Annotated in this window: 22 protein-coding genes; 15 read left to right on the top strand and 7 right to left on the bottom strand. The window is 44.9% G+C overall.

The genetic code is table 11. From position 1 onward, the window contains the following. Window positions 1-2 precede the first annotated feature (2 nt). Window positions 3-227, bottom strand: coding sequence for a DUF1128 domain-containing protein (locus tag ABLT31_RS24940; protein WP_367756873.1), 225 nt, complete (start codon window positions 225-227; stop codon window positions 3-5). A gap of 190 nt (window positions 228-417) precedes the next feature. Here ABLT31_RS24940 and mnmL point away from each other — a divergent pair, with 190 nt between their 5' ends. After that, window positions 418-1,383: a tRNA modification radical SAM protein MnmL/YtqA gene (mnmL, locus tag ABLT31_RS24945; protein WP_367756875.1), complete on the top strand. Its 966-nt coding sequence runs from the start codon at window positions 418-420 to the stop codon at window positions 1,381-1,383. 97 nt (window positions 1,384-1,480) lie between these two features. Here mnmL and ABLT31_RS24950 read toward each other — a convergent pair whose 3' ends face one another. Continuing rightward, complete coding sequence (locus tag ABLT31_RS24950; protein WP_367756877.1) at window positions 1,481-1,831, bottom strand: hypothetical protein; 351 nt, start codon at window positions 1,829-1,831, stop codon at window positions 1,481-1,483. Window positions 1,832-1,989: 158 nt separating this feature from the next. On the opposite strand from ABLT31_RS24950, the gene ABLT31_RS24955 reads away from it, so the two are divergent. Continuing rightward, window positions 1,990-2,448 carry a hemerythrin domain-containing protein gene (locus ABLT31_RS24955; protein WP_367756940.1) on the top strand — a complete coding sequence of 153 codons (459 nt, stop codon included), beginning with the start codon at window positions 1,990-1,992 and terminating at the stop codon, window positions 2,446-2,448. A 46-nt stretch (window positions 2,449-2,494) separates the two neighbouring features. Here ABLT31_RS24955 and ABLT31_RS24960 read toward each other — a convergent pair whose 3' ends face one another. Beyond that, window positions 2,495-3,121, bottom strand: a complete 627-nt coding sequence (locus ABLT31_RS24960) for a Crp/Fnr family transcriptional regulator (RefSeq protein WP_462976535.1) — start codon at window positions 3,119-3,121, stop codon at window positions 2,495-2,497. Between the two features lie 205 nt (window positions 3,122-3,326). On the opposite strand from ABLT31_RS24960, the gene tatC reads away from it, so the two are divergent. From tatC to ABLT31_RS24990, 6 genes are all read left to right on the top strand, one after another. Beyond that, window positions 3,327-4,097: a twin-arginine translocase subunit TatC gene (gene tatC, locus ABLT31_RS24965; protein WP_367756881.1), complete on the top strand. Its 771-nt coding sequence runs from the start codon at window positions 3,327-3,329 to the stop codon at window positions 4,095-4,097. Between the two features lie 20 nt (window positions 4,098-4,117). Next, window positions 4,118-4,330 (top strand): twin-arginine translocase TatA/TatE family subunit, encoded by a 213-nt coding sequence (locus ABLT31_RS24970; protein ID WP_367756883.1) that lies wholly within the window; start codon window positions 4,118-4,120, stop codon window positions 4,328-4,330. Window positions 4,331-4,354: 24 nt separating this feature from the next. Further along, window positions 4,355-4,849, top strand: coding sequence for a molybdopterin-guanine dinucleotide biosynthesis protein B (gene mobB, locus ABLT31_RS24975; RefSeq protein WP_367756885.1), 495 nt, complete (start codon window positions 4,355-4,357; stop codon window positions 4,847-4,849). Between the two features lie 14 nt (window positions 4,850-4,863). Beyond that, window positions 4,864-5,328: a molybdenum cofactor biosynthesis protein MoaE gene (locus tag ABLT31_RS24980; protein WP_367756887.1), complete on the top strand. Its 465-nt coding sequence runs from the start codon at window positions 4,864-4,866 to the stop codon at window positions 5,326-5,328. Further along, window positions 5,328-5,573, top strand: a complete 246-nt coding sequence (gene moaD, locus ABLT31_RS24985; protein WP_367756889.1) for a molybdopterin converting factor subunit 1 — start codon at window positions 5,328-5,330, stop codon at window positions 5,571-5,573. The genes ABLT31_RS24980 and moaD overlap by 1 nt, the downstream gene beginning before the upstream one ends. Before the next feature lie 82 nt (window positions 5,574-5,655). Further along, window positions 5,656-6,873 (top strand): MFS transporter, encoded by a 1,218-nt coding sequence (locus ABLT31_RS24990; RefSeq protein ID WP_367756942.1) that lies wholly within the window; start codon window positions 5,656-5,658, stop codon window positions 6,871-6,873. A 92-nt stretch (window positions 6,874-6,965) separates the two neighbouring features. On the opposite strand, the gene ABLT31_RS24995 is transcribed toward ABLT31_RS24990, so the two are convergent. Next, complete coding sequence (locus tag ABLT31_RS24995; RefSeq protein WP_367756891.1) at window positions 6,966-7,277, bottom strand: hypothetical protein; 312 nt, start codon at window positions 7,275-7,277, stop codon at window positions 6,966-6,968. Window positions 7,278-7,355: 78 nt separating this feature from the next. On the opposite strand from ABLT31_RS24995, the gene ABLT31_RS25000 reads away from it, so the two are divergent. Beyond that, window positions 7,356-8,330, top strand: a complete 975-nt coding sequence (locus ABLT31_RS25000; protein WP_367756893.1) for a hypothetical protein — start codon at window positions 7,356-7,358, stop codon at window positions 8,328-8,330. Window positions 8,331-8,366: 36 nt separating this feature from the next. Here the strand turns inward: ABLT31_RS25000 and ABLT31_RS25005 are convergent, their stop codons facing one another. Then, a complete protein-coding gene (locus ABLT31_RS25005) occupies window positions 8,367-9,086 on the bottom strand; it encodes an MgtC/SapB family protein (protein WP_367756895.1) in 720 nt (239 codons plus the stop codon). 184 nt (window positions 9,087-9,270) lie between these two features. On the opposite strand from ABLT31_RS25005, the gene cimA reads away from it, so the two are divergent. Together cimA and ABLT31_RS25015 are read left to right on the top strand one after the other, a co-directional pair. Next, on the top strand, window positions 9,271-10,884 hold the full coding sequence (gene cimA, locus ABLT31_RS25010; RefSeq protein WP_367756897.1) for a citramalate synthase: 1,614 nt from the start codon (window positions 9,271-9,273) through the stop codon (window positions 10,882-10,884). 346 nt (window positions 10,885-11,230) lie between these two features. After that, entirely contained in the window at window positions 11,231-12,637 is a 1,407-nt protein-coding gene (locus ABLT31_RS25015) for a DEAD/DEAH box helicase (protein ID WP_367756899.1), read from the top strand. Window positions 12,638-12,670: 33 nt separating this feature from the next. On the opposite strand, the gene ABLT31_RS25020 is transcribed toward ABLT31_RS25015, so the two are convergent. Then, complete coding sequence (locus ABLT31_RS25020) at window positions 12,671-14,044, bottom strand: RsmF rRNA methyltransferase first C-terminal domain-containing protein (protein ID WP_367756901.1); 1,374 nt, start codon at window positions 14,042-14,044, stop codon at window positions 12,671-12,673. A gap of 192 nt (window positions 14,045-14,236) precedes the next feature. On the opposite strand from ABLT31_RS25020, the gene ABLT31_RS25025 reads away from it, so the two are divergent. Both ABLT31_RS25025 and ltaE read left to right on the top strand, forming a co-directional pair. Then, entirely contained in the window at window positions 14,237-15,013 is a 777-nt protein-coding gene (locus ABLT31_RS25025; protein ID WP_367756903.1) for a hypothetical protein, read from the top strand. Between the two features lie 10 nt (window positions 15,014-15,023). Then, window positions 15,024-16,046, top strand: coding sequence for a low-specificity L-threonine aldolase (ltaE, locus tag ABLT31_RS25030; RefSeq protein ID WP_367756905.1), 1,023 nt, complete (start codon window positions 15,024-15,026; stop codon window positions 16,044-16,046). Window positions 16,047-16,559: 513 nt separating this feature from the next. Here the strand turns inward: ltaE and ABLT31_RS25035 are convergent. Next, window positions 16,560-17,243 carry a class I SAM-dependent methyltransferase gene (locus tag ABLT31_RS25035; protein ID WP_367756907.1) on the bottom strand — a complete coding sequence of 228 codons (684 nt, stop codon included), beginning with the start codon at window positions 17,241-17,243 and terminating at the stop codon, window positions 16,560-16,562. A gap of 195 nt (window positions 17,244-17,438) precedes the next feature. Between ABLT31_RS25035 and ABLT31_RS25040 the strand changes: the two genes are divergently transcribed. Together ABLT31_RS25040 and queF are read left to right on the top strand one after the other, a co-directional pair. After that, on the top strand, window positions 17,439-18,230 hold the full coding sequence (locus tag ABLT31_RS25040) for an inositol monophosphatase family protein (RefSeq protein WP_367756909.1): 792 nt from the start codon (window positions 17,439-17,441) through the stop codon (window positions 18,228-18,230). Between the two features lie 202 nt (window positions 18,231-18,432). Then, window positions 18,433-18,852 (top strand): preQ(1) synthase, encoded by a 420-nt coding sequence (gene queF, locus ABLT31_RS25045; protein WP_367756912.1) that lies wholly within the window; start codon window positions 18,433-18,435, stop codon window positions 18,850-18,852.

Below are 18,852 nucleotides of genomic sequence, written 5' to 3' on the forward strand. Positions count from 1 at the left end.
TCTTACTTTTTTCGCATACTCCCTAACTCACTTACAATAGCTTCCATTTCACTAATACTGATGCGCTCTTTGCGCATCACCATATCAAACAGGTCATAAAGATCCTCATACGCATCTAGTTCAAATGCATCCGGATTCAGTACGGAGGTATTTGCCATAGTGAGCTTTTTTTGCAATTCATTGAGCATATGGATCATATTTTCGCGGCTAGGGTTTTCAAGATTCATTTATTATCATCTCCAATTGGTTAAATCGTATAGCAATAATTTTACCATATTGTCAAGGGAATACTATCAAATGATGTGTTTCGTATTTTGCTTGAAATATAAAGCCCTTAAAAGCTATCATAAATAGTTAAGATTAATGAAATGACCAGTTTTTCGAAATGGAGCCATAGAGAGGGGGCATGAAGCATTCATGGAGAAAATCATGGATATACAATCTCCACGACTCTGGGGAGATAAACGCTACCATACTTGGAATTATCATCTGAGACAGCTTTTTGGGGAGAAGGTATTTAAAGTGATGCTGGATGCTGGCTTTACTTGTCCCAACCGAGACGGAAGAGTAGCGATAGGCGGATGCACTTTTTGCAGTGCCAGGGGTTCCGGAGATTTTGCTGGGGCGCGCCGAGATGACTTGAAAAAGCAATTTCATGACGTGGCAGAGAGGATGCATGCGAAATGGCCGGAGGCAAAATATATCGGATACTTCCAGGCATATACCAACACATATGCCCCTGTAGAAGAACTGCGGGAGTGCTATGAAACCATTTTGGAAGAAGATGTTGTTGGTTTAGCTATTGCAACCAGACCCGATTGCCTCCCCGACGATGTGGTGGAATATTTAGCGGACATTAATCAACGAACATATCTTTGGGTGGAACTGGGGCTTCAGACGGTGCACGAGTCAACGGCTGAACTCATCAACAGGGCCCATGATTTTCAAACCTATGTAGAGGCCGTAGAAAGGCTAAGGAAGCATGGCATCCGTGTTTGCTCTCACATTATTTTAGGTTTGCCTGGGGAAACAGAAGAGATGATGATGCAAACAGCGAGAGCGGTTGCCACGCTTCCCGTCCAGGGCATCAAGATTCATCTCTTGCATCTGCTGAAGAAAACACCTTTAGTTAAGTTATGGGAGCAGGGAGGACTCGAGTTTCTTGACCAAGAAACCTACACTCGCCTCGTAGTTGATATACTTGAAATTCTTCCTCCCGAAATGATTATTCATCGTTTGACGGGAGATGGCCCTCCAGATCTTCTCATCGGCCCCATGTGGAGCAGGAGAAAATGGGAAGTGTTGAATGGGATTGACCGAGAACTTCGCACACGAAATACGTGGCAAGGGCGGTTATGGAAAGAGGCTGGAATGGGGGAATAACAATGCAAGTAGGTAGGTCATCTTAAGATATAAGGAAGAAAGTCCGACTATTCCTAGCGGACTTTCTTCCACTATCCAAACTCTATTCAAAACTCCATTAGGAGATAAAACGTTTTTTAAATTCTCTCCACTCTTCCTCTGTTTCAAGGTTGGAGACTTCATCATACAGTTCTTCTAATATTTCCTCCTCTTCGAAGGAAACAGGAGTTTCGTCCGCCGAGATTAATTTTTCCATTCTCGCTAGGTCTTCTAACTGTTTTTGAAAAATGGGCAGCAGCGGGGCGGACAGCTCTGCCATAAGCTTTCGTTCCTGTGCAGGGTTTCGTTCGACCTTTTTCTCGTATTGTTCGATGTACTCCTCTTGGGACAGCGGCTGATAGTTTTCGGGTGGAGCCTCTCCTATAAATAAGGCGTGACGAAATCGCTCTAACTGGTTTTCAATGCTCAATGGTTTTCATCCTCTCTTCACTTTACAGCATACTGTGATGAATTTAACAGCATGGGGAAGGTGTATATGGTAAATTACATTGGGGTTATAAAATTTCTTAAAATACCTATATCATAAGATAGGATTCTATGCAAAATCTGGAGAGAGGAAATAGGGTGATGAATATTATAGATTCCTTTACGCTTTTCCTAGAACAGCACAAGCAAATTAAAGAAGCGGCTAAGAAGGCTCAAGTTGCACTGGAACGGATAAAAGAGCAGGGTACAGTAGAAGGGTATCAGGATGTTTTAGATAAGCTGATCGAGCTGAAAGCTAGCCTGGTTGATCATGGGAGGCAAGAAGAGGAGGTAATTGTCCCCCTTGTAAAGGAAATGTACCACTCACCAGAAATGGCACAGTATGTGGAAGAAGAGCATACGCAGATGGAAGAAGACCTGAAGGAAATAAAAAATCAGCTGCGGCTTCATATTAGCCAAGGAAGAGAGCGATTAGAAGAAGAGGTCTACATCAAAGCGAAAAGTTTTTTAACCCAGACAGTGACTCATATCTTTGAGGAAGAAAGTGGCTTATTCCCTATGCTAAGAGGATATTTACTGCAAGCCGGAAAATTGAAATAATATCCCCCAGAAAAACAAAAAAGATTCCTTTACGGAATCTTTTTGTTTAAATGCGGCATATGTCTTCAGGACAACCGTCACATTCTAAAAATTCTTTAAGATATGTGATATTATGGACTGTAATATAACCATTATCGACGTTAATCACATTATTCTTGCGCAGTTCATTTAACATCCGGTTGACGCTTTCTCTCGTTGTACCTATAAAGTTGGCAAGATCTTTGTTGGTTAGGAAGAGATCGATCAAGATGCCATCCTTCACTTGAATGCCGTACGTGTTGGTCATTCGGATCAGGGTCGAGTAAAGGGCGCCATGTTTTCCCATTAGCATGAGGTCACGGAATTTGGATTGGTTTCTCCGATAAGCAATCCCCATCCATTTCATGAACTCAAGGGCAAGCCTGCTGTTTTTGGTCAGAAGCTCTTCCAGCCCGGTTCGGCTAATCACGCCAACGGTACCGTCGTCAAGCATTTCTGCAGTTGAGGTATAGGTTATATTAGGCTGGAAAAGGGCAAGCTCGCCAATGAGTTCTCCAGGTGTACAAATGTATAGAGTCAGTTCTTTGCCTTCAAGCGTGGTTTTGCTGATTTTCACGTTACCTGAGCGAATGAAGTAAAGATTTTCTGCTTTTTCTCCGTCCATATAAAGGATGGAATCCTTCGTGTAGTTCATATCAACAGCTATCGCATTCAATTCTTCGCGGAATTCATCAGGGATCAATTGGAGGAAGGTTTTATCCGTTATATTTTCCAATCTAAGACCTCCCTTCTTGATTTTATTATTATTAATATTATCATAGGTTCAATAGGAACAAAATGCTTTTTACTTATACTTTTTATATATAAAAAGTTCCAAAATAACTAAAAGGAGGTGTCCAATGAGTAAAGAAAGCGAACAAGCCGATTTGCACTTAACGGAACATCTTGCCGAGATGAGAAAACGAATTATTTATTCTATAGTTTTCTTTTTCTTTGCCTTAATTGGCGGATTTGCTTTCTCGGGTAAGGTGGTCAATCATTTGAAAAATGATCCAGCTGCTCGACATTTAGATTGGCATGTTTTTGGGATTTCGGATGCTTTATCTGTTTATGTGAAGGTTTCTCTTGTTTTAGGTCTTATTATTTCTATTCCTTTCTTTCTTTATCAAATTTGGGCATTTGTCAAGCCGGGATTAAAGAAAACGGAACAAAAAATTGCCTTGCGATTCATTCCAGGAGCCACTCTGCTATTTATACTCGGCATAGGTTTTGGGTATTATATTCTGTTTCCTATGGTAACGCGTTTTATGCTTATTATGACAGAAACCTTGCAAGCCGAGGAAATGTTTGGCTTAAAGGAATATTTCAGTTTTATGTTTTCCATTGTTCTGCCTTTTGGGGTTTTATTCGAGATGCCGATCCTGGTCATGTTTCTTACTCGCCTAAGAATTCTAAATCCTATACGGTTGGCGAAAATGCGCAAGATAGCTTATTTTGTTCTCGTCTTGGTTGCCGTGACCATTACCCCGCCGGAAATCATTTCGGATTTTCTGGTTACGATTCCCTTATTGCTTTTGTATGAATTTAGCGTATGGTTATCCAAGGGTATTTACAGAAAGCAGCTGAAAGAGGATGAAAAATGGCTCGAGAACGAAGAGAAAACCTCTTAACAAGAAAGGAGTCTTAGTGTATGTTTACAAATATAGGAGTTCCTGGGTTGATTTTGATTTTGATTATTGCGCTGGTCATTTTTGGACCAAAGAAACTTCCTGAGATCGGGCGCGCTTTTGGCCAGACCTTAAGAGAATTCAGAAAATCCACGAAAGAGCTGACGTCAGATGTGAAAGAAGAGATCGACGAGGCCAAAAACACGGTAAAAAACGCAACAGATACGAAAAAGTAAAACCGTGCATTCAGGGGGTAGGACATGGCGGAGAAAGCTGTCATACAAATCGTAGGCTATAAAAATAGCGGCAAAACAACAACGAGTTGTGAAATCATTCAACGTTTTGCAGAGAAAGGCTGGAAAGTAGGCAGCATTAAGCATGATGCCCACCGCTTCGAAGTTGATTATCCTGGAAAAGACACCTGGCTGCACAGGGAGGCAGGGGCTGAGGTCGTTGCGATAACCTCGAAAGATCGAACGGCTATCATGGAGCAGCGCCCCTCCAGTCTCCAAGATTTGCTGGAGCGTATCAATGGAGTGGATATTGTCATTGTAGAGGGATATAAGTTTGAGAGTTACCCCAAAGTGGTTCTGCTGCGGAACGAAGGGGACTTGCCTCTTCTAGAACAAGCTCAACATGTCCTTGCTGTTTCCACCTGGTTTCCGTTTCGCCACCCAACGCTGCCGGTCGTAGAAAAAGATCAATACCAGCAATTGTTTGAGATTATTGAATGTTATATTGAAAAGAAACGTTGACAGGAGGTCTTTTTGTGCGAAATTTTGCCATTACACGAGAAAAAATTGAGATCCAGCCCTTGATTGATTTTGTGACTCACTCGAATGCGGGAGCAATCTGCACATTCATTGGCACTGTACGAGAAATGACAAAGGGGCTTAAAACATTATATCTTGAATATCAGGCCTATGAAGAGATGGCAGAAAAGAAGCTAAAGCAGATTGGCGATGAAATCAGGGAGAAGCATCCGGAAGCCAAAGTAGCGATTGTCCATCGGATTGGGCATCTGGATATCTCGGAAGTGGCTGTAGCAATTGCCGTTTCTACTCCGCACCGGGACGCTTCTTTTGAAGCTTGTCGCTACGCGATTGAGCGCATCAAGGAAATCGTGCCGATCTGGAAGAAGGAAAATTGGGAAGACGGCCAGAGCTGGATTGGAGACCAGAAGGAAAAGGTTGCTTATCCTGCAGGGAAGCCTGACCTCAAGGAGGAAGTATAATGATTCGAGTATTGTTATTTGCCGGGTTGGCAGAGACGGCGGGTTCGTCTTCCATCACCTTAGAAGGAATCCAAAAGCCATTGACAGTACAGGCCGTTAAAGAACAGCTTTCTGCTAAATATCCGGCTATGAAAGAACTGCTGGAAAAAAGTATGGCGGCAGTCAATCAGGAGTACGCGAATAGCTCTGATTCCATCAAGGAATCGGATGAGATTGCCTTTATTCCTCCCGTTAGCGGAGGGTAAAGAAAAAGGATGAACCATCCCTGTGACTTTTCAATACTTCAGATCGGGAGTATAATGGAAGCAGGGATGGAGCTGATTGACAGTGGAATTATGGAGACGTAATTTATACATATTATGCATTGCTCAATTTTTTGTCATGGCTGCGATGAGTCTAGTCATTCCTTTTTTGCCATTGTATTTGCAGCAGGACATGGGAATCGTCGATGAGAAGGCACTGCACCTTTGGACGGGTGTTATTTTTGGTGCCAACTTCTTATCGGCGTTTTTGTTTTCGCCATTATGGGGAAAATTGGCCGACCGGCATGGCCGAAAGATTATGCTGATTCGCAGTGGATTTGGGATGGCTTTAGTCGTGGCCAGCATGGGATTGGCAACCTCTCCCATCCATCTGCTCGTGCTACGCTTTTTAAATGGAACGATTTCCGGTTTTATCCCTGCTTCCATTGCGCTAGTATCCACAAATACGCCTAAGGAACGGTCTGGATATGCTTTAGGCATCCTGCAAGCCGCTACTGTAGGAGGATCCGTCTGCGGACCTTTTCTCGGAGGCGTGATGGCCGATTGGATTGGATTTCGGAACATATTTTTCGTAACAGGAGCCTTGCTGTTCCTAGCTGCTATTTTAGTTGTCTGTTTCGTCACCGAAATTAACAAACCAGACAAAAAAAATGTACAAGAAACAGGGTATGTGGAGGACTTCAAGAAAATTTTCCGGCAAAAGCCACTGCCGACTTTGTTCGTATCCGGATTTTTAATTCAAATGGCTATGCTCGGAACGACCCCTTTTATCACAAGCTTTGTTCAGGAGTTATGGGGAAGGGAAGAGATGCTTTCGCTTATGGCGGGTTTAGCCGTCTCGATTACCGGTTTTGCTACGATGATTTTCTCTCCTGTGTTGGGAAAGTGGGGAGATCGAGTGGGGTCCCAATATGTTTTATTTTATTCCTTGCTCGGAGCAGGTTTATTTCTTATTCCGCATGCGTTCGTGCTGAGCTTATGGCAGCTGTTCCTCTGTCGCTTCCTGCTGGGTATGTTTGTGGGAGGCATGCTGCCTAGTGTCAATGCGCTCATTCGGCATTATGCTCCAAAAAATATGGAAAGCCGTACCTACGGTTATAGCAATATGTGTGTTTTTCTGGGAAATTTGCTTGGTCCGCTGACGGCAGGATTGCTCTCAGGGTGGATTGAACTGCGAGGAGTTTTCCTATGTGCGGCGTTTCTCATTCTGCTCAACGCCCTTTGGGTGAAAGTGCAGCTCGTTGGCTTAAGGAAAAGGCAAACGGCAGAGAAGGTCAGCTGATGAAAGTAGAGGGTGCCCCATAAGTGTCTACCACTTATGAGGCACCTTTATTTATGTTGAAGAGTGAAAAGCCTATCTTTCCATTCCCTCGATTAGAGAAGTCCTTCTTCACGGAAGTGCTGGATATCGTGGATGAGGGCTTCGGCATAGTCCAAGTCATCCGGTATTTTTTCAAGGGTATCCATAAAGGTTCGATTGACCAGTTGCTTGAGAATCGCGACCTGGAACTGAAAGCTAAAATCACGGTAACCATCTTCGGCCATCGCACTTAAATCCGCTTGCTCAATCAAGGCCAGGATCGCTTTTAAGTACAAGTCAGCGCCGCAGGGATGCTGGCCGGGCCCTGAAAGGCTGACCCCTACGTCTCTTGCGATATCATGAACCGTAAAACTCATATTTTCCATTGCATATCACCTCCGCGGTATATCCTCCTCTTATTTATCCCAAAATAGATGGAGAACATGCTGGAAGGAGTGGAAACCATGGCTAGAATTGAACTATACCCTGAGCTCCGCACGACGGGAGGGGAAGCTCTATCCATTCACCGTGAGGGAGAATGGATAGGTGATGTATATTTGATTTACCGTGAAAATGATTTACTGACGGGAACCATTCACTTGGATGAAGAGTACGTGGAAAAAAATGAGGCATACAGTATCATACAAGAGGTACAGTCCTATATTACAAGCTTGTCCTATGCGCTGAATGTAACCGACCACAACATTAATATCCTCTATGGTGAGTATTCCTTGCTGGAAGACTATCTTGACGGGATGGACGAAGATGAGGATGCGGACGACCTGGTCGAGGAAATCAAGGGTTATGAGCGCTGGATTGTTGGCCAGGGAAAACAAGGAATTGAATATCAAGTCTACGATGATGAGGGCGATCTTGTAGCGGAGGCCGTGGTTGATATTAAAGGAACACGGATTGTAGGGGACATCCACTTCACCAGTGAGCCGACGGAACAGGAAATGGAAGACGTTGAAGCCATTCTTCTTAAGGACTATGACCATGATCTAATCGATCAGTATAATTTTACTTTTTTTGTTAACGGGGAAGAGTATGAGGAAGTGGAAATTGAAACCGAAGATGATGATCAATTGGACGATTCGGAAGAAGTAGAGTCTGACAGCATTGTTCAAATGCTGGAGCGTCAAGAAGAAGAGGACGATTACGAAGAAAGGGAACGGGCAGAGGTAATCTTTGACCTTGTCGACCCAAAGGATCGTCCGCTGGGGGAAGCGACGTTCATTTACTCGGAGGATGGCGTCGATGTAAATGTGGAATTGGCCATTAAGCCAACCGAGGATACGGCTCATCATATCATGAAAAGCGTTTTTGAAGAAGCTTTGACAGATCCGATGGAGTGGGTAAATATTCGAATGAACTACAAGGGTCAAGTCGTCGATGGATTTCATTTTGAGCGAGGAAAAGAACCGTCTATAGAAATTTAGGAAGGAAGGGTGCCGGACCAGCGGTTCGACACCCTGTTATTTTTTTGCAGGTGATAAATTCTCGATCTGTACGCTAAGGATAAAATTAATCTGTTTCATCTCATGATAGATATCCGCCGTAAACCGATTTTCATGAACCATGATGACGAGCTGCACCTGATGCGTTCCTTCCTTGCCCGAATCAGGCCGGATATCATTAATTCTTACATGCTTGATTTTGATATCTTTTGATTTGATTTCATCCAAAATTTGAATGACTCGATTATCTTCTTTTTTTACGATCAATTCGAGCCTGATTTCTTTTTCACTGAGGGTTGCGGGTCCAAGCCGCTTGATAAGCATCGGAAAAAGTTCAACGCAGAGGATAATCAGGCAAACGCCGACGAAGGCCTCTACATAAAACCCGGCTCCTGTCGCAATGCCTAACCCGGAGGCAGCCCAAATCATGGCCGCGGTGGTGAGACCGACGATAATATCGTTTTGCTTTCTCAGGATTACCCCAGCGCCCAGAAAGCCAATCCCAGATACAATTTGCGCAGCCAAGCGGAGAGGATCCATGGGTGTAACGTAAGCCTGTGCATATCGATGGGCGGATTCAATGGAGACGATGGTTAGCAGACAACTGCTTACGCAGATGACAAGGGATGTTTTCAACCCCAATGGCTTTTTCCTGAGCTCTCTTTCCAAACCAATGATCAGGCCAAACACGATGGAGGCACCAAGCTTGACCAGCACAGAAGTTTCAAGCGTGAACATGCGTTACTCTCCTCTATATTCATATTCTTTCTCGGTTAACTGTCGTACATTATACTATATCCTTCCTTGAAACATGAAAAAAAATCAGGTTTTCAGTTCCAGTCGCCTATGCTATACTGAAATGCAAAATATAAGAGTTATTTGATAATTATAGAGTTGTTTTTAGTCAGGAGGGAACGATACGTTGGATCAAGTATTACTCTATGATACAACCTTACGAGATGGGACACAGGGAGAAGGCATCAGCCTATCCGTGGATGATAAGCTAAAGATTGCGCTCCGGCTGGATCAGTTTGGTGTGCATTATATCGAGGGCGGCTGGCCTGGCAGCAACCCAAAGGACATGGAGTTCTTTGAAAGGGCCAAGCAGCTGAACTTATCCCACGCGAAAATCACTGCTTTTGGAAGCACCAGACGCCAAGGCGTAACGGCCGATCAGGATGAGAATTTGAACAAGCTGATTGAAAGTGGCGTTTCGGTCGCTACGATCTTTGGGAAGACCTGGGATTTTCATGTCACCCACGCATTGCAGACCACTTTAGAAGAAAATTTATCAATGATTTTTGATTCCGTTCAGTTTTTAAAGTCGCGAGGTCTTGAAGTGATCTTTGATGCTGAGCATTTTTTTGATGGATATAAGAATAATCCAACCTATGCTTTAGAAGCATTGAAAAGCGCAGAGTCTGCAGGTGCGGACTGGCTTGTGCTATGCGACACAAACGGCGGTACATTGCCGCATGAGCTGGAAGAAGTAGTACTTGCCGTGAAGCAAGCTATCACGATTCCGATTGGCGTACACTGTCATAACGATTCTGAATGTGCTGTGGCCAACTCCCTGGCTGCCGTGAGAGCGGGAGCCCGACAAGTGCAAGGAACCATAAACGGGTATGGAGAACGATGCGGTAATGCGAACCTGATCTCCATCATTCCGAACTTGCAGCTCAAGTTAGGCTACACCTGTGTAAAAGAAGAGCAGTTAAAGCAACTGACTAACCTTTCTCGCTTTGTCCATGAAGTGGCTAACGTCATTCCGCCGAATACGCAGCCATTTACCGGAGTGAGCGCTTTTGCCCATAAAGGGGGTATGCATGTCAGTGCGATCTTGAAATCTCCGGAAACGTATGAGCATCTTCAGCCTGAACAGGTGGGAAATCACCGCAGAGTTCTGGTTTCGGAATTAGCCGGACAAAGCAACCTTCTCTTTAAAGCCCAAGAACTGAATGTGGATCTTAGCAAGTCTGATCCGAAGACCAAGTCCATCATTCAAAAAATCAAGGAAATGGAGCACGCAGGCTATCAGTATGAAGGTGCGGATGCTTCCTTTGAGTTATTGCTGAAAGAAGGATTGGGCGAGCTGTGGGAGCCGTTTGCGCTAGAGTCTTTCAAGATTCTCGTTGAGAAATCAGCGGATTCGGCCATTCATACCGAAGCTACGGTTAAGATTCGGGTAATGGATGAATTGGTCCACACAGCAGGAGAAGGAAATGGTCCGGTGAATGCGCTGGATAATGCCCTTCGAAAAGCATTGGAAGCCTACTATCCTGTTATCAATGAAATGCATTTGTCGGATTATAAGGTTCGGGTGTTGGATGAAGGGGGCGCTACAGCGGCCAAGGTTCGCGTATTGATCGAGTCCTCTGACGGTAAGGAACAATGGAACACGGTCGGGGTTTCAGGCAACGTCATTGAGGCCAGCTGGCAAGCCCTGCTTGATAGTATTCGCTTCTTCCTGCAGGATAAGGATAAACCGGAGATTATTGCAAAAGAAGAAGAGCGAGTAGGAATTGTGAATCATTAGATAAAAAGCCGTTGCCGTTAGGGCAGCGGCTTTTTGACGGAATAAGAATGTATAAACTTCCCGAACTATCATCCTTATTCCGCATAAATTTCCCTAGCTTTACATCAAGGGTAAACCCTCAAATTTATAAAATTATTTTATTAAATTTAACCCGCAGGGTTGGTGTAAAGCTAGGAAAAGCTTCCTCTAAAGGTGGTCTGGCTGCCCTGAAATGCTTCAATGAAGCTTTTTTATGTTTTCCCAAATAGAAAAAGGGCAAGGATAATAAGAGTGAAGAGGTAATCCTTGCCTTGCAGGAAAATTACGGTACAATAAGGTGGGCATACCAATTGAAAGGAGCTAATCCATGAAAGGATTTGCAAAGTTCGGATTAAAGCAAGAGATCCTGGAGGGAATAACGGATCTTTATTTTACAGAGCCAACCCCGATCCAGGAAAGAGCCATTCCCCTAGCTTTGGAAGGGAAGGATCTGATCGGGCAAGCGCAGACGGGGACGGGAAAAACAGCCGCATTCGTGATCCCGATGCTGCAAAAAATTCAATTAAACAGTCAGGATATACAGGGGCTCATTCTGACCCCAACCCGTGAGCTGGCGATTCAAATCGCGGAAGATGTGCAGGATCTGGCTAAGCATATGGATCTTAACGTTCTATGCTTGCATGGCGGCCGCGACATTCAAGCGCAGATTAATAAATTGCAGGACCGAGTTCACATTGTCGTCGGAACGCCGGGCAGAATTCTTGACCATCTTCGTCGGGATACCCTGCACTTTGGCCGGATCAAGATGCTGGTCCTCGATGAAGCGGACAAAATGCTGGAGATGGGCTTCCAGGAAGACGTAGAGACGATTATCCGGCAAACCCCTGAGAAAAAGCAGACGCTTTTATTTTCAGCTACCATGCCGGATCGAGTGAGATTGCTTGCTCATCGGTTCATGTTCCAGCCGCCCCATATCAAGGTAGAGATGAAGCAAGCTACGGCTGAAAAGACCAAACAATATTACTATGTGGTCAATCAAAGCGAGAAAGTCGAAGCTCTTCAAACGTTACTAGGTGAATTGAATCCCTACTTAGCCGTTATCTTTGTGAATACCCAAGACCGCGTCGAGTTCATCACTGAACAGCTTCAGCAGGCAGGCTATGAAGCGCAGGCTTTGCATGGCGGGCTTTCCCAGAATAAGCGAGAACAGCTGATGGATAATTTCCGTAAGGTTAAGTTCCAGTTTTTAGTCTGTACAGACATTGCTGCCCGGGGGGTTGACGTGGAAGGCGTAACCCATGTCTTTAACTTTGATCTGCCTTCTGATCCGGAAAGCTATATTCACCGCGTAGGGAGAACCGGAAGAGCCGGTCAAGAAGGAACGGCCATTACGTTTGTATCGCCGCGCCAGAAGCAGATCATGAAAAAAATTGAAGCCGCCATTAAACAAAAGATTGAAGAGCGTCTTCTGACCGGTACGAAGGGCAATGCCCCGGTGCCTGGAAAGGAAAGAAGGAATCCGAGAAGAACGGATAACAAGGTGGCGGATCAAGCGAAAGCAAAAGATTCCCGGGAGAACCGCCCACAGAGAACCGAAGCCCAGCCCAAGGCTGCAGCGGATAAGAAGAAGGTTAAGCCAGGTTATAAGAAAAAAGCGGTCTTGGAGAAGCAACGGCAGGAAAATCAGGAAAAGCGGAAGCGAATCCAGCAGTCCATTAACGAACAGATTCGAAAGAAGAAGAGAAAAGAAGCCAAAGAAGTGAAAGGCAGATAAAAGAGGCAGCTTGACTGCCTCTTTATTTTATACCTAAACCCATCGAAGACCTTTGGGATAATGATTCTTTAACTGTCCATTGGAGATTTTCCCCCAACCTACAGGAAATTTCTCTACACACACTAAGGCCCATCCTTTTTGTTCGGTGTCTACCATTAAGGATTCTCCCCTGAGATAGCGAAGAAGTCTTTCATCTGTAGGCTGAAAGGTTTGGCTGTACAGGGCTTGTTCTTTTTCTAAGCCGAGCGCTAGGGCATGGCTTGGTTCAAATCTTCCCTTTTTCACTGTTCCTAAATGCCAACCCGGACGGAGTACTTTAAGCTTTTCGATGGAAGGGATCTCCAAAGGATGAAAATAAAGCTGATCCCCAAACAGAAGAAAACTTCCCTCTCCAGTCCATTCATTTATTAAATACTCTTTACAAAACTCGTAAAATAACCCTAACGCCTGTTTCTCCACCTTTGCAGGCCGAACTTTCTCTAAACTGTCTTCGTTGCCCTCCGTTTTGCGCAATCGGGCGGCGAAATGCCCCTCGCCTTTAAGCAGATGGGGCCATAGCCTCACCGTTTTTCTCACTTCTTCCCGTCCGCCAGCCCATTCGGCCCGGCCTGAGGCCATGCCATGAAGGGGCGGCAAGGCTTCCAGCTCGAATGAAGGGTGATTATACAGAAAGGAAGCGATCTTTTTTTCGTTTTCTTCCGGAGAAAAGGTGCAAGTGGAATACACGATGACGCCCCCAGGCTTAAGCATGATCGCGGCCGCATCGAGAATGTCCGATTGCATAGCGGAGCAGTGAGCAATTTTGTCAGGCGACCAATCTTCACAAGCTTCATCGAGCTTACGGAACATCCCTTCCCCTGAACAAGGGGCATCGACAAGGATGCGATCGAAAAAAGCTGGAAAACGGGAAGCTAGGCGCTCAGGGGTTTCGTTGGTCACAAGGGCGTTGCGAACTCCGCACCGTTCGATGTTCTCAGATAACGCCTTAGCGCGGGTAGCATGGATTTCGTTGGTGACAAGGAGCCCTTGTCCTTGCAAATAAGCAGCAATGTGTGTGGATTTGCCTCCTGGAGCTGCGCATAGATCCAATATTTTTTCACCAGGCTTAGGCTGTAGAAATTCAACCACAGACATGGCACTAGGCTCCTGAATATAATAAACCCCTGCAGCATGGTAGGGATGTTTTCCTGGGCGGTCTTTTTCCGAGTAATAAAAGCCGGACGGGCACCAAGGCACAGGCTCAAGGGAAAATCCGGAACCGTGCAGAAAAAGTTCTGGATCGACTTTTAGCGTATTCACGCGCAAGCCTTGCTGCGAAGATTCTTGGTATGACGCCATAAAGGAGTCGAATTCGCCTTCCAGGAGATTTCTCATCGTTTGTTCAAATTCAGCGGGTATCTTTTTCATTCATTCACCTCATACAAAACTAATGCCATTATTTTACCCTTGAAAGTTATTCAGTAGAAGCTCAAAATTAAAATTGGTATACTCTTGGCACAGCTGTTAAAATGAGCTTATCTGTTGTGTCAAGGGCATACCGAAAGGATATGGACGAAAAAAGGAGAATTAGTATAGTATGCCATTGGAAGAGAAAGTGAGGTGACAAACGTGGAACTGATGTCTCGGGTAGAGAGACACAAAGTGAGCCAAGGCCAAACTCCGAGAGTTGGGATATGGCTTGGTATAAGCCTATTATTTCTAGCCGTTCTCTATTGCCTGTGGGCATATGTCCGAATTCCGGAAGCGCTAGAGTTTCGGCAAACGCTACAAATCAGTTTATTTTTTTGCAGCATATTGTTTTTGGATTTATACCTATTAGCTTTTATCTTTATTTCCACTAAAAAGTTTGTCCAAACGGAAGAAACGGTTGCAAGAGTGAACCTGAATATTGTCATCCTCTGGGTCCTTTCTCTCTTATACCATTTCATCCTTTGGCTTGCTACCGAGAAGTCGATGGCTCCCTATTATTACTATGGAGGGCTCGGATTAACTTGGGGCGTCCTGTTATTGACACTGGTCCATTTTTTCTCTTATTTTTCTTTTGTGAGAAAAGATCTGAAAGCACAATCCAAAGTCAATTACTTGGAAAACCGCCGTCAGGCCTACGAAATGATAAAACGAGTGCTCAATATATATCAAATTATTCATGATGTCATGAACCGTGATGCAGAAGTCAGGCAAATGATGAAATGGAATCAATTCGATGACAAAATGGAGCGTATGGTTCGGGAGCTGGAGCCTTACATTCACGAGCTGTCCTTCAGTCGGGATGACCTGGAGCATATCTTGGGAATTAAAGCCTGGATGGACAACCTTTTGATGATTATCGAGCAGCATCCGATGCATCATGATCTTTACAAAAAAATCAATTTTTAAAGGAGCCAGCATGGATTTTCGCAGTGATACCGTAACGAACCCAACCGAAGAAATGAGGCGGGCCATGGCCGAGGCTGTGGTCGGGGATGATGTGTATGGCGAGGACCCGACCGTCAACAAGCTGGAAGCACTGGCAGCTGAAATCTTAGGGAAGGAAGCAGCCTTGTTCGTGACGAGCGGTACCCAAGGCAATCAAGTGGCTATTCTTACCCATTGCCGGCCAGGGGACGAAGTGATCCTGGAGGCTGAATCCCATATCTTCCTTTACGAAGCAGGAGCCTCTTCGGCATTAGCTGGTGTGCAGACTCGGCCAATAGCCGGAAGCAGAGGGGCGATGGACCCGAGAGATGTCAAACGGGCCATTCGCGGCGAAGATATTCATTATCCTTACAGTGGTTTAATTTGCTTGGAGAATACCCACAACAAATCCGGGGGAAAAATCGTTCCATTAGAAAACATGAAGGCCATTTATGATATGGCTCGCGAAAAGCAAGTCCCCGTTCATTTGGATGGAGCCCGCCTATTTAATGCGGCTGTTGCCATAGGTCAACCCGTTATAGCTTTTACGCAGTATGTGAATACCGTTCAAGTCTGCCTATCCAAAGGGTTGTCAGCACCGATCGGCTCTGTTTTAGCAGGGAGCCGCGAGTTTATCCGGGAAGCAAGGAAGTGGAGAAAGCGTCTAGGCGGTGGCTTGCGCCAAGTGGGGGTCATTGCGGCTCCAGGAATTATCGCACTTGAACAAATGGTTGGCCGACTGGCGGAAGATCATGCCCATGCCCGCAGGCTGGCTGAAGGGCTGGCATCCATCAGCGGTTTGGAAGTGGATGTTCAAGGCGTGGAGACCAATATTATTCTATGTGATATCAAAGGAACTGGACTAACTAATGACGAGTTCCTCGACCGGTTAAAACAGGCTGAGGTACTGGCCTCTCCATTTGATGATGGAATGATCCGTTTCGTCACACACCGCGAGATTACAGCGGAAATGATTCAGCGTGCTTTGACTAGCATAAGGAATGCGCTGAAGTAGGCGGGGAGGGATGGAATAACAGGAGAAAATCCGGTTATCGCCTAGAAATAGGCCAAAAAACCTTACTTTGCCACTCTTAACAGGAAAAAGTCCGCCTATTTTGTCCTTTTTCAATAGAAAAAGGTAAATAAGCGGAAATTCTCCCGTTATCTCATGAACCCGAAGATAAGGGGCTGTCCCTAAAGGCGGTAGAACCGACTTAGGGGCAGTCTTTTTTGCAACATCATTCTATGTTGATAAGAAATTCGTTGATTTGCGAGAGAAAGCTGAATAGGTCTGAAGTAGGTGGAAAATCTCCAATTAAATGTCCAGATCATTTCCTTAACTTGTAAATAGGTGGAGAAACGACCACTACTAGCACGGTGAGACGATCGAAATCATGGGATTAAGAAGAAATAAGTGGAGTTTTCTCTCCAATTATTCATCATGGAATGGGAAATGGACTTTACATTCTTTCTTCCAACTGGCAGAAGTGGACATTACTGTAATAAAACCGACCTCTTGAGCATCTCTTTATTTTTTTCGCAAGATAAAAAGCCATAAAAAAGTAAGAGCTTGCTTTAATTCAAGCGATAAAGAGGCCACCATTTCCTCCCGTACCCCCTTCTTATATACCCCCTCTTGTTCTATAATCTCAAATCCATTTTCCTGGACTAAACGGGCGCATTCCCAAGGCATCATGGTATTGCAGATCACCTCTTCACCATATAGGCGTTTATAGCTATGCTGTCTTGGCGCAGCTGTGGGTCCGAGGACGCCTAAGCAGAGGATTCCACCAGGCTGGAGAACGCGTTTTAATTCACTAAGGCCTACAAGAGGCGATTCCGTCCACTCCAAGCAGTTAATGGACATGATCCCAGCAAAGGATTCAGCTGGGAAGGGAAGACGAACAATATCTGCTTGTTCAAAACGCATGGGTAGTTGGTTTTCTTGGCGGGAGCGCGCTTTTTCTATCATCTCCTCCGATATATCTATGCCAACACTATTAAAGCCTAGATGGGCAAGCTTGCCCGTTCCATATCCGTCCCCGCAACCGGCATCAAGAATGGAACCCATGGCTGGTGAAAGGTGCTTTGCAAACAACGGAATCACGGTTTTTCGACTGCCTTTTTCCCACATTTCTTTACTGTTTTGCTCCCAAGTTTCCGACATCTTGTTCCATTGGGATGCACTTTCCGCGTGCCACTCAAAGCTCATCGTTCCATTCCCTCATTTCTATTGATTGATTTAAATCTGTTATTCGAGGGTTACGCCTTAAATCCTGCCGACTCTTGCTGCTGAAAGTTAAAAGCAAACCCACTAATTTTGGATCCGCAGGAGGTTTTTTTGGTAAGACAAGGGAATACAATACAATAGGAGAGACTATCTTATGGATAAAGGTGTGTCGGAATAATGCTGGATTTTAAAGACATGTTGTCAAAAGCCAAGGAATGGGCCATTGAAGCGGGTAAAATAAGCTTAAAGCGTGCAGAAAATCCTCTCGAGTATACATTTAAGTCTTCACCGTCGGACTTGGTGACCCAGGTCGATAAGGAGGTAGAAGAATTTATCATCCAGAAGATCCTCAACCAATATCCTGAGCATGGGATTATTGGAGAGGAGGGGACTTTTGAGAGGGATCCCAAGGAGTTCGATACGTTATGGGTCATTGATCCGATTGATGGCACAATGAATTTTGTCCATCAGAAAATAAACTATGTCGTATCTGTCGCCGTGGTTCACAAAGGTATCGGTATGTTAGGGGTGATTTATGATCCTTCGCGAGATGAGCTGTTTTGGGCCTTGAAAGGGGAAGGTGCCTACTTGAACGGCAGTCCGCTAAAGCTAGACAAGCCTGTCAATCTTCAGGAAGCGCTGATCTGCAGCAGCCTTTTCTGGAATCAGCGCGCTGAGGAGTTAGGCCTAGTGAACGTGCTGTACGATCTGCCCAAGAAATCAAGGGGGATTCGCGTTTACGGCTGTGCAGCTCTCGAAATGGCTTACGTTGCGGCAGGCAGGGTGGATGCTTATGTTAGCCTTTTTCTCAATCCATGGGATTTTGCCGGAGGGAAAGTCATCGTTGAGGAAGCGGGAGGGAACACCACGACATTGGATGGCTCCGAGATCCCTTTAACGGAAGTCAGTACGGTCGTAGCAAGCAATCCATTTCTTCACCCCCAGCTCATCGAATATTTGCAAGGGTAGCCCCCAAATTATTCTGGTTGCAATTCTTTAAGGAATCCCTCATAATAGCAAAGGGAAAATAGAATCGTTGTTTAGTGGGGAAACCAACGGAAAAAACATCCACCGTATATCGGAATATTTCAACCGTCCCACTTTAAGTCTGCCTGTTTGTGCAGGCTGGTTGTATAGGACGGTTTTATTTTATTTGAGGGGGCTATTATCCATGGCGCAAGTTGAACACAATCATGATAAATATAAAGGTATTCGTTTCGATATCCAAGATGAATCTGTTATTTTAGTAGATATTTTAGAAACCATTCCTTATGAGTACGTTGGAAAGAAAACGGAAGTCATGATTCCGACGAATGAGTTTACTTCCGTTTGTCCTTGGTCCGGACTGCCTGATTTTGCGGATATCAAAGTGACCTACGTCCCGAATGAGAAGCTGATTGAAATGAAATCTCTTAAGTACTATCTTACTTCCTACCGCAACGTGGGGATCTACCAGGAGCATGCTACAAACCGAATTCTAAATGATTTGGTTCAATGCTGCGATCCGCTGTATATGAAAATTGATGCGGATTGGAATGCAAGAGGCGGGCTTGGCACGAAAGTCGTTGTAGAATATACGAAAGAAGGATAA

This window comes from Ammoniphilus soli (assembly GCF_040813775.1).

Excerpts from the sequence above, each read along its gene's own strand:
- queF (WP_367756912.1), top strand. The coding sequence starts at position 18,433 with ATGGCGCAAGTTGAACACAATCATGATAAATATAAAGGTATTCGTTTC.
- mobB (WP_367756885.1), top strand. The coding sequence starts at position 4,355 with ATGGCGGAGAAAGCTGTCATACAAATCGTAGGCTATAAAAATAGCGGC.
- moaD (WP_367756889.1), top strand. The coding sequence starts at position 5,328 with ATGATTCGAGTATTGTTATTTGCCGGGTTGGCAGAGACGGCGGGTTCG.
- ABLT31_RS24960 (WP_462976535.1), bottom strand. The coding sequence starts at position 3,121 with ATGAACTACACGAAGGATTCCATCCTTTATATGGACGGAGAAAAAGCA.
- ABLT31_RS25005 (WP_367756895.1), bottom strand. The coding sequence starts at position 9,086 with ATGTTCACGCTTGAAACTTCTGTGCTGGTCAAGCTTGGTGCCTCCATC.
- ltaE (WP_367756905.1), top strand. The coding sequence starts at position 15,024 with ATGGATTTTCGCAGTGATACCGTAACGAACCCAACCGAAGAAATGAGG.
- ABLT31_RS24995 (WP_367756891.1), bottom strand. The coding sequence starts at position 7,277 with ATGGAAAATATGAGTTTTACGGTTCATGATATCGCAAGAGACGTAGGG.
- ABLT31_RS25020 (WP_367756901.1), bottom strand. The coding sequence starts at position 14,044 with ATGAAAAAGATACCCGCTGAATTTGAACAAACGATGAGAAATCTCCTG.
- ABLT31_RS24970 (WP_367756883.1), top strand. The coding sequence starts at position 4,118 with ATGTTTACAAATATAGGAGTTCCTGGGTTGATTTTGATTTTGATTATT.
- tatC (WP_367756881.1), top strand. The coding sequence starts at position 3,327 with ATGAGTAAAGAAAGCGAACAAGCCGATTTGCACTTAACGGAACATCTT.
- ABLT31_RS25000 (WP_367756893.1), top strand. The coding sequence starts at position 7,356 with ATGGCTAGAATTGAACTATACCCTGAGCTCCGCACGACGGGAGGGGAA.
- mnmL (WP_367756875.1), top strand. The coding sequence starts at position 418 with ATGGAGAAAATCATGGATATACAATCTCCACGACTCTGGGGAGATAAA.
- ABLT31_RS25015 (WP_367756899.1), top strand. The coding sequence starts at position 11,231 with ATGAAAGGATTTGCAAAGTTCGGATTAAAGCAAGAGATCCTGGAGGGA.
- ABLT31_RS24940 (WP_367756873.1), bottom strand. The coding sequence starts at position 227 with ATGAATCTTGAAAACCCTAGCCGCGAAAATATGATCCATATGCTCAAT.
- ABLT31_RS24955 (WP_367756940.1), top strand. The coding sequence starts at position 1,990 with ATGAATATTATAGATTCCTTTACGCTTTTCCTAGAACAGCACAAGCAA.
- ABLT31_RS25040 (WP_367756909.1), top strand. The coding sequence starts at position 17,439 with ATGCTGGATTTTAAAGACATGTTGTCAAAAGCCAAGGAATGGGCCATT.
- ABLT31_RS25035 (WP_367756907.1), bottom strand. The coding sequence starts at position 17,243 with ATGAGCTTTGAGTGGCACGCGGAAAGTGCATCCCAATGGAACAAGATG.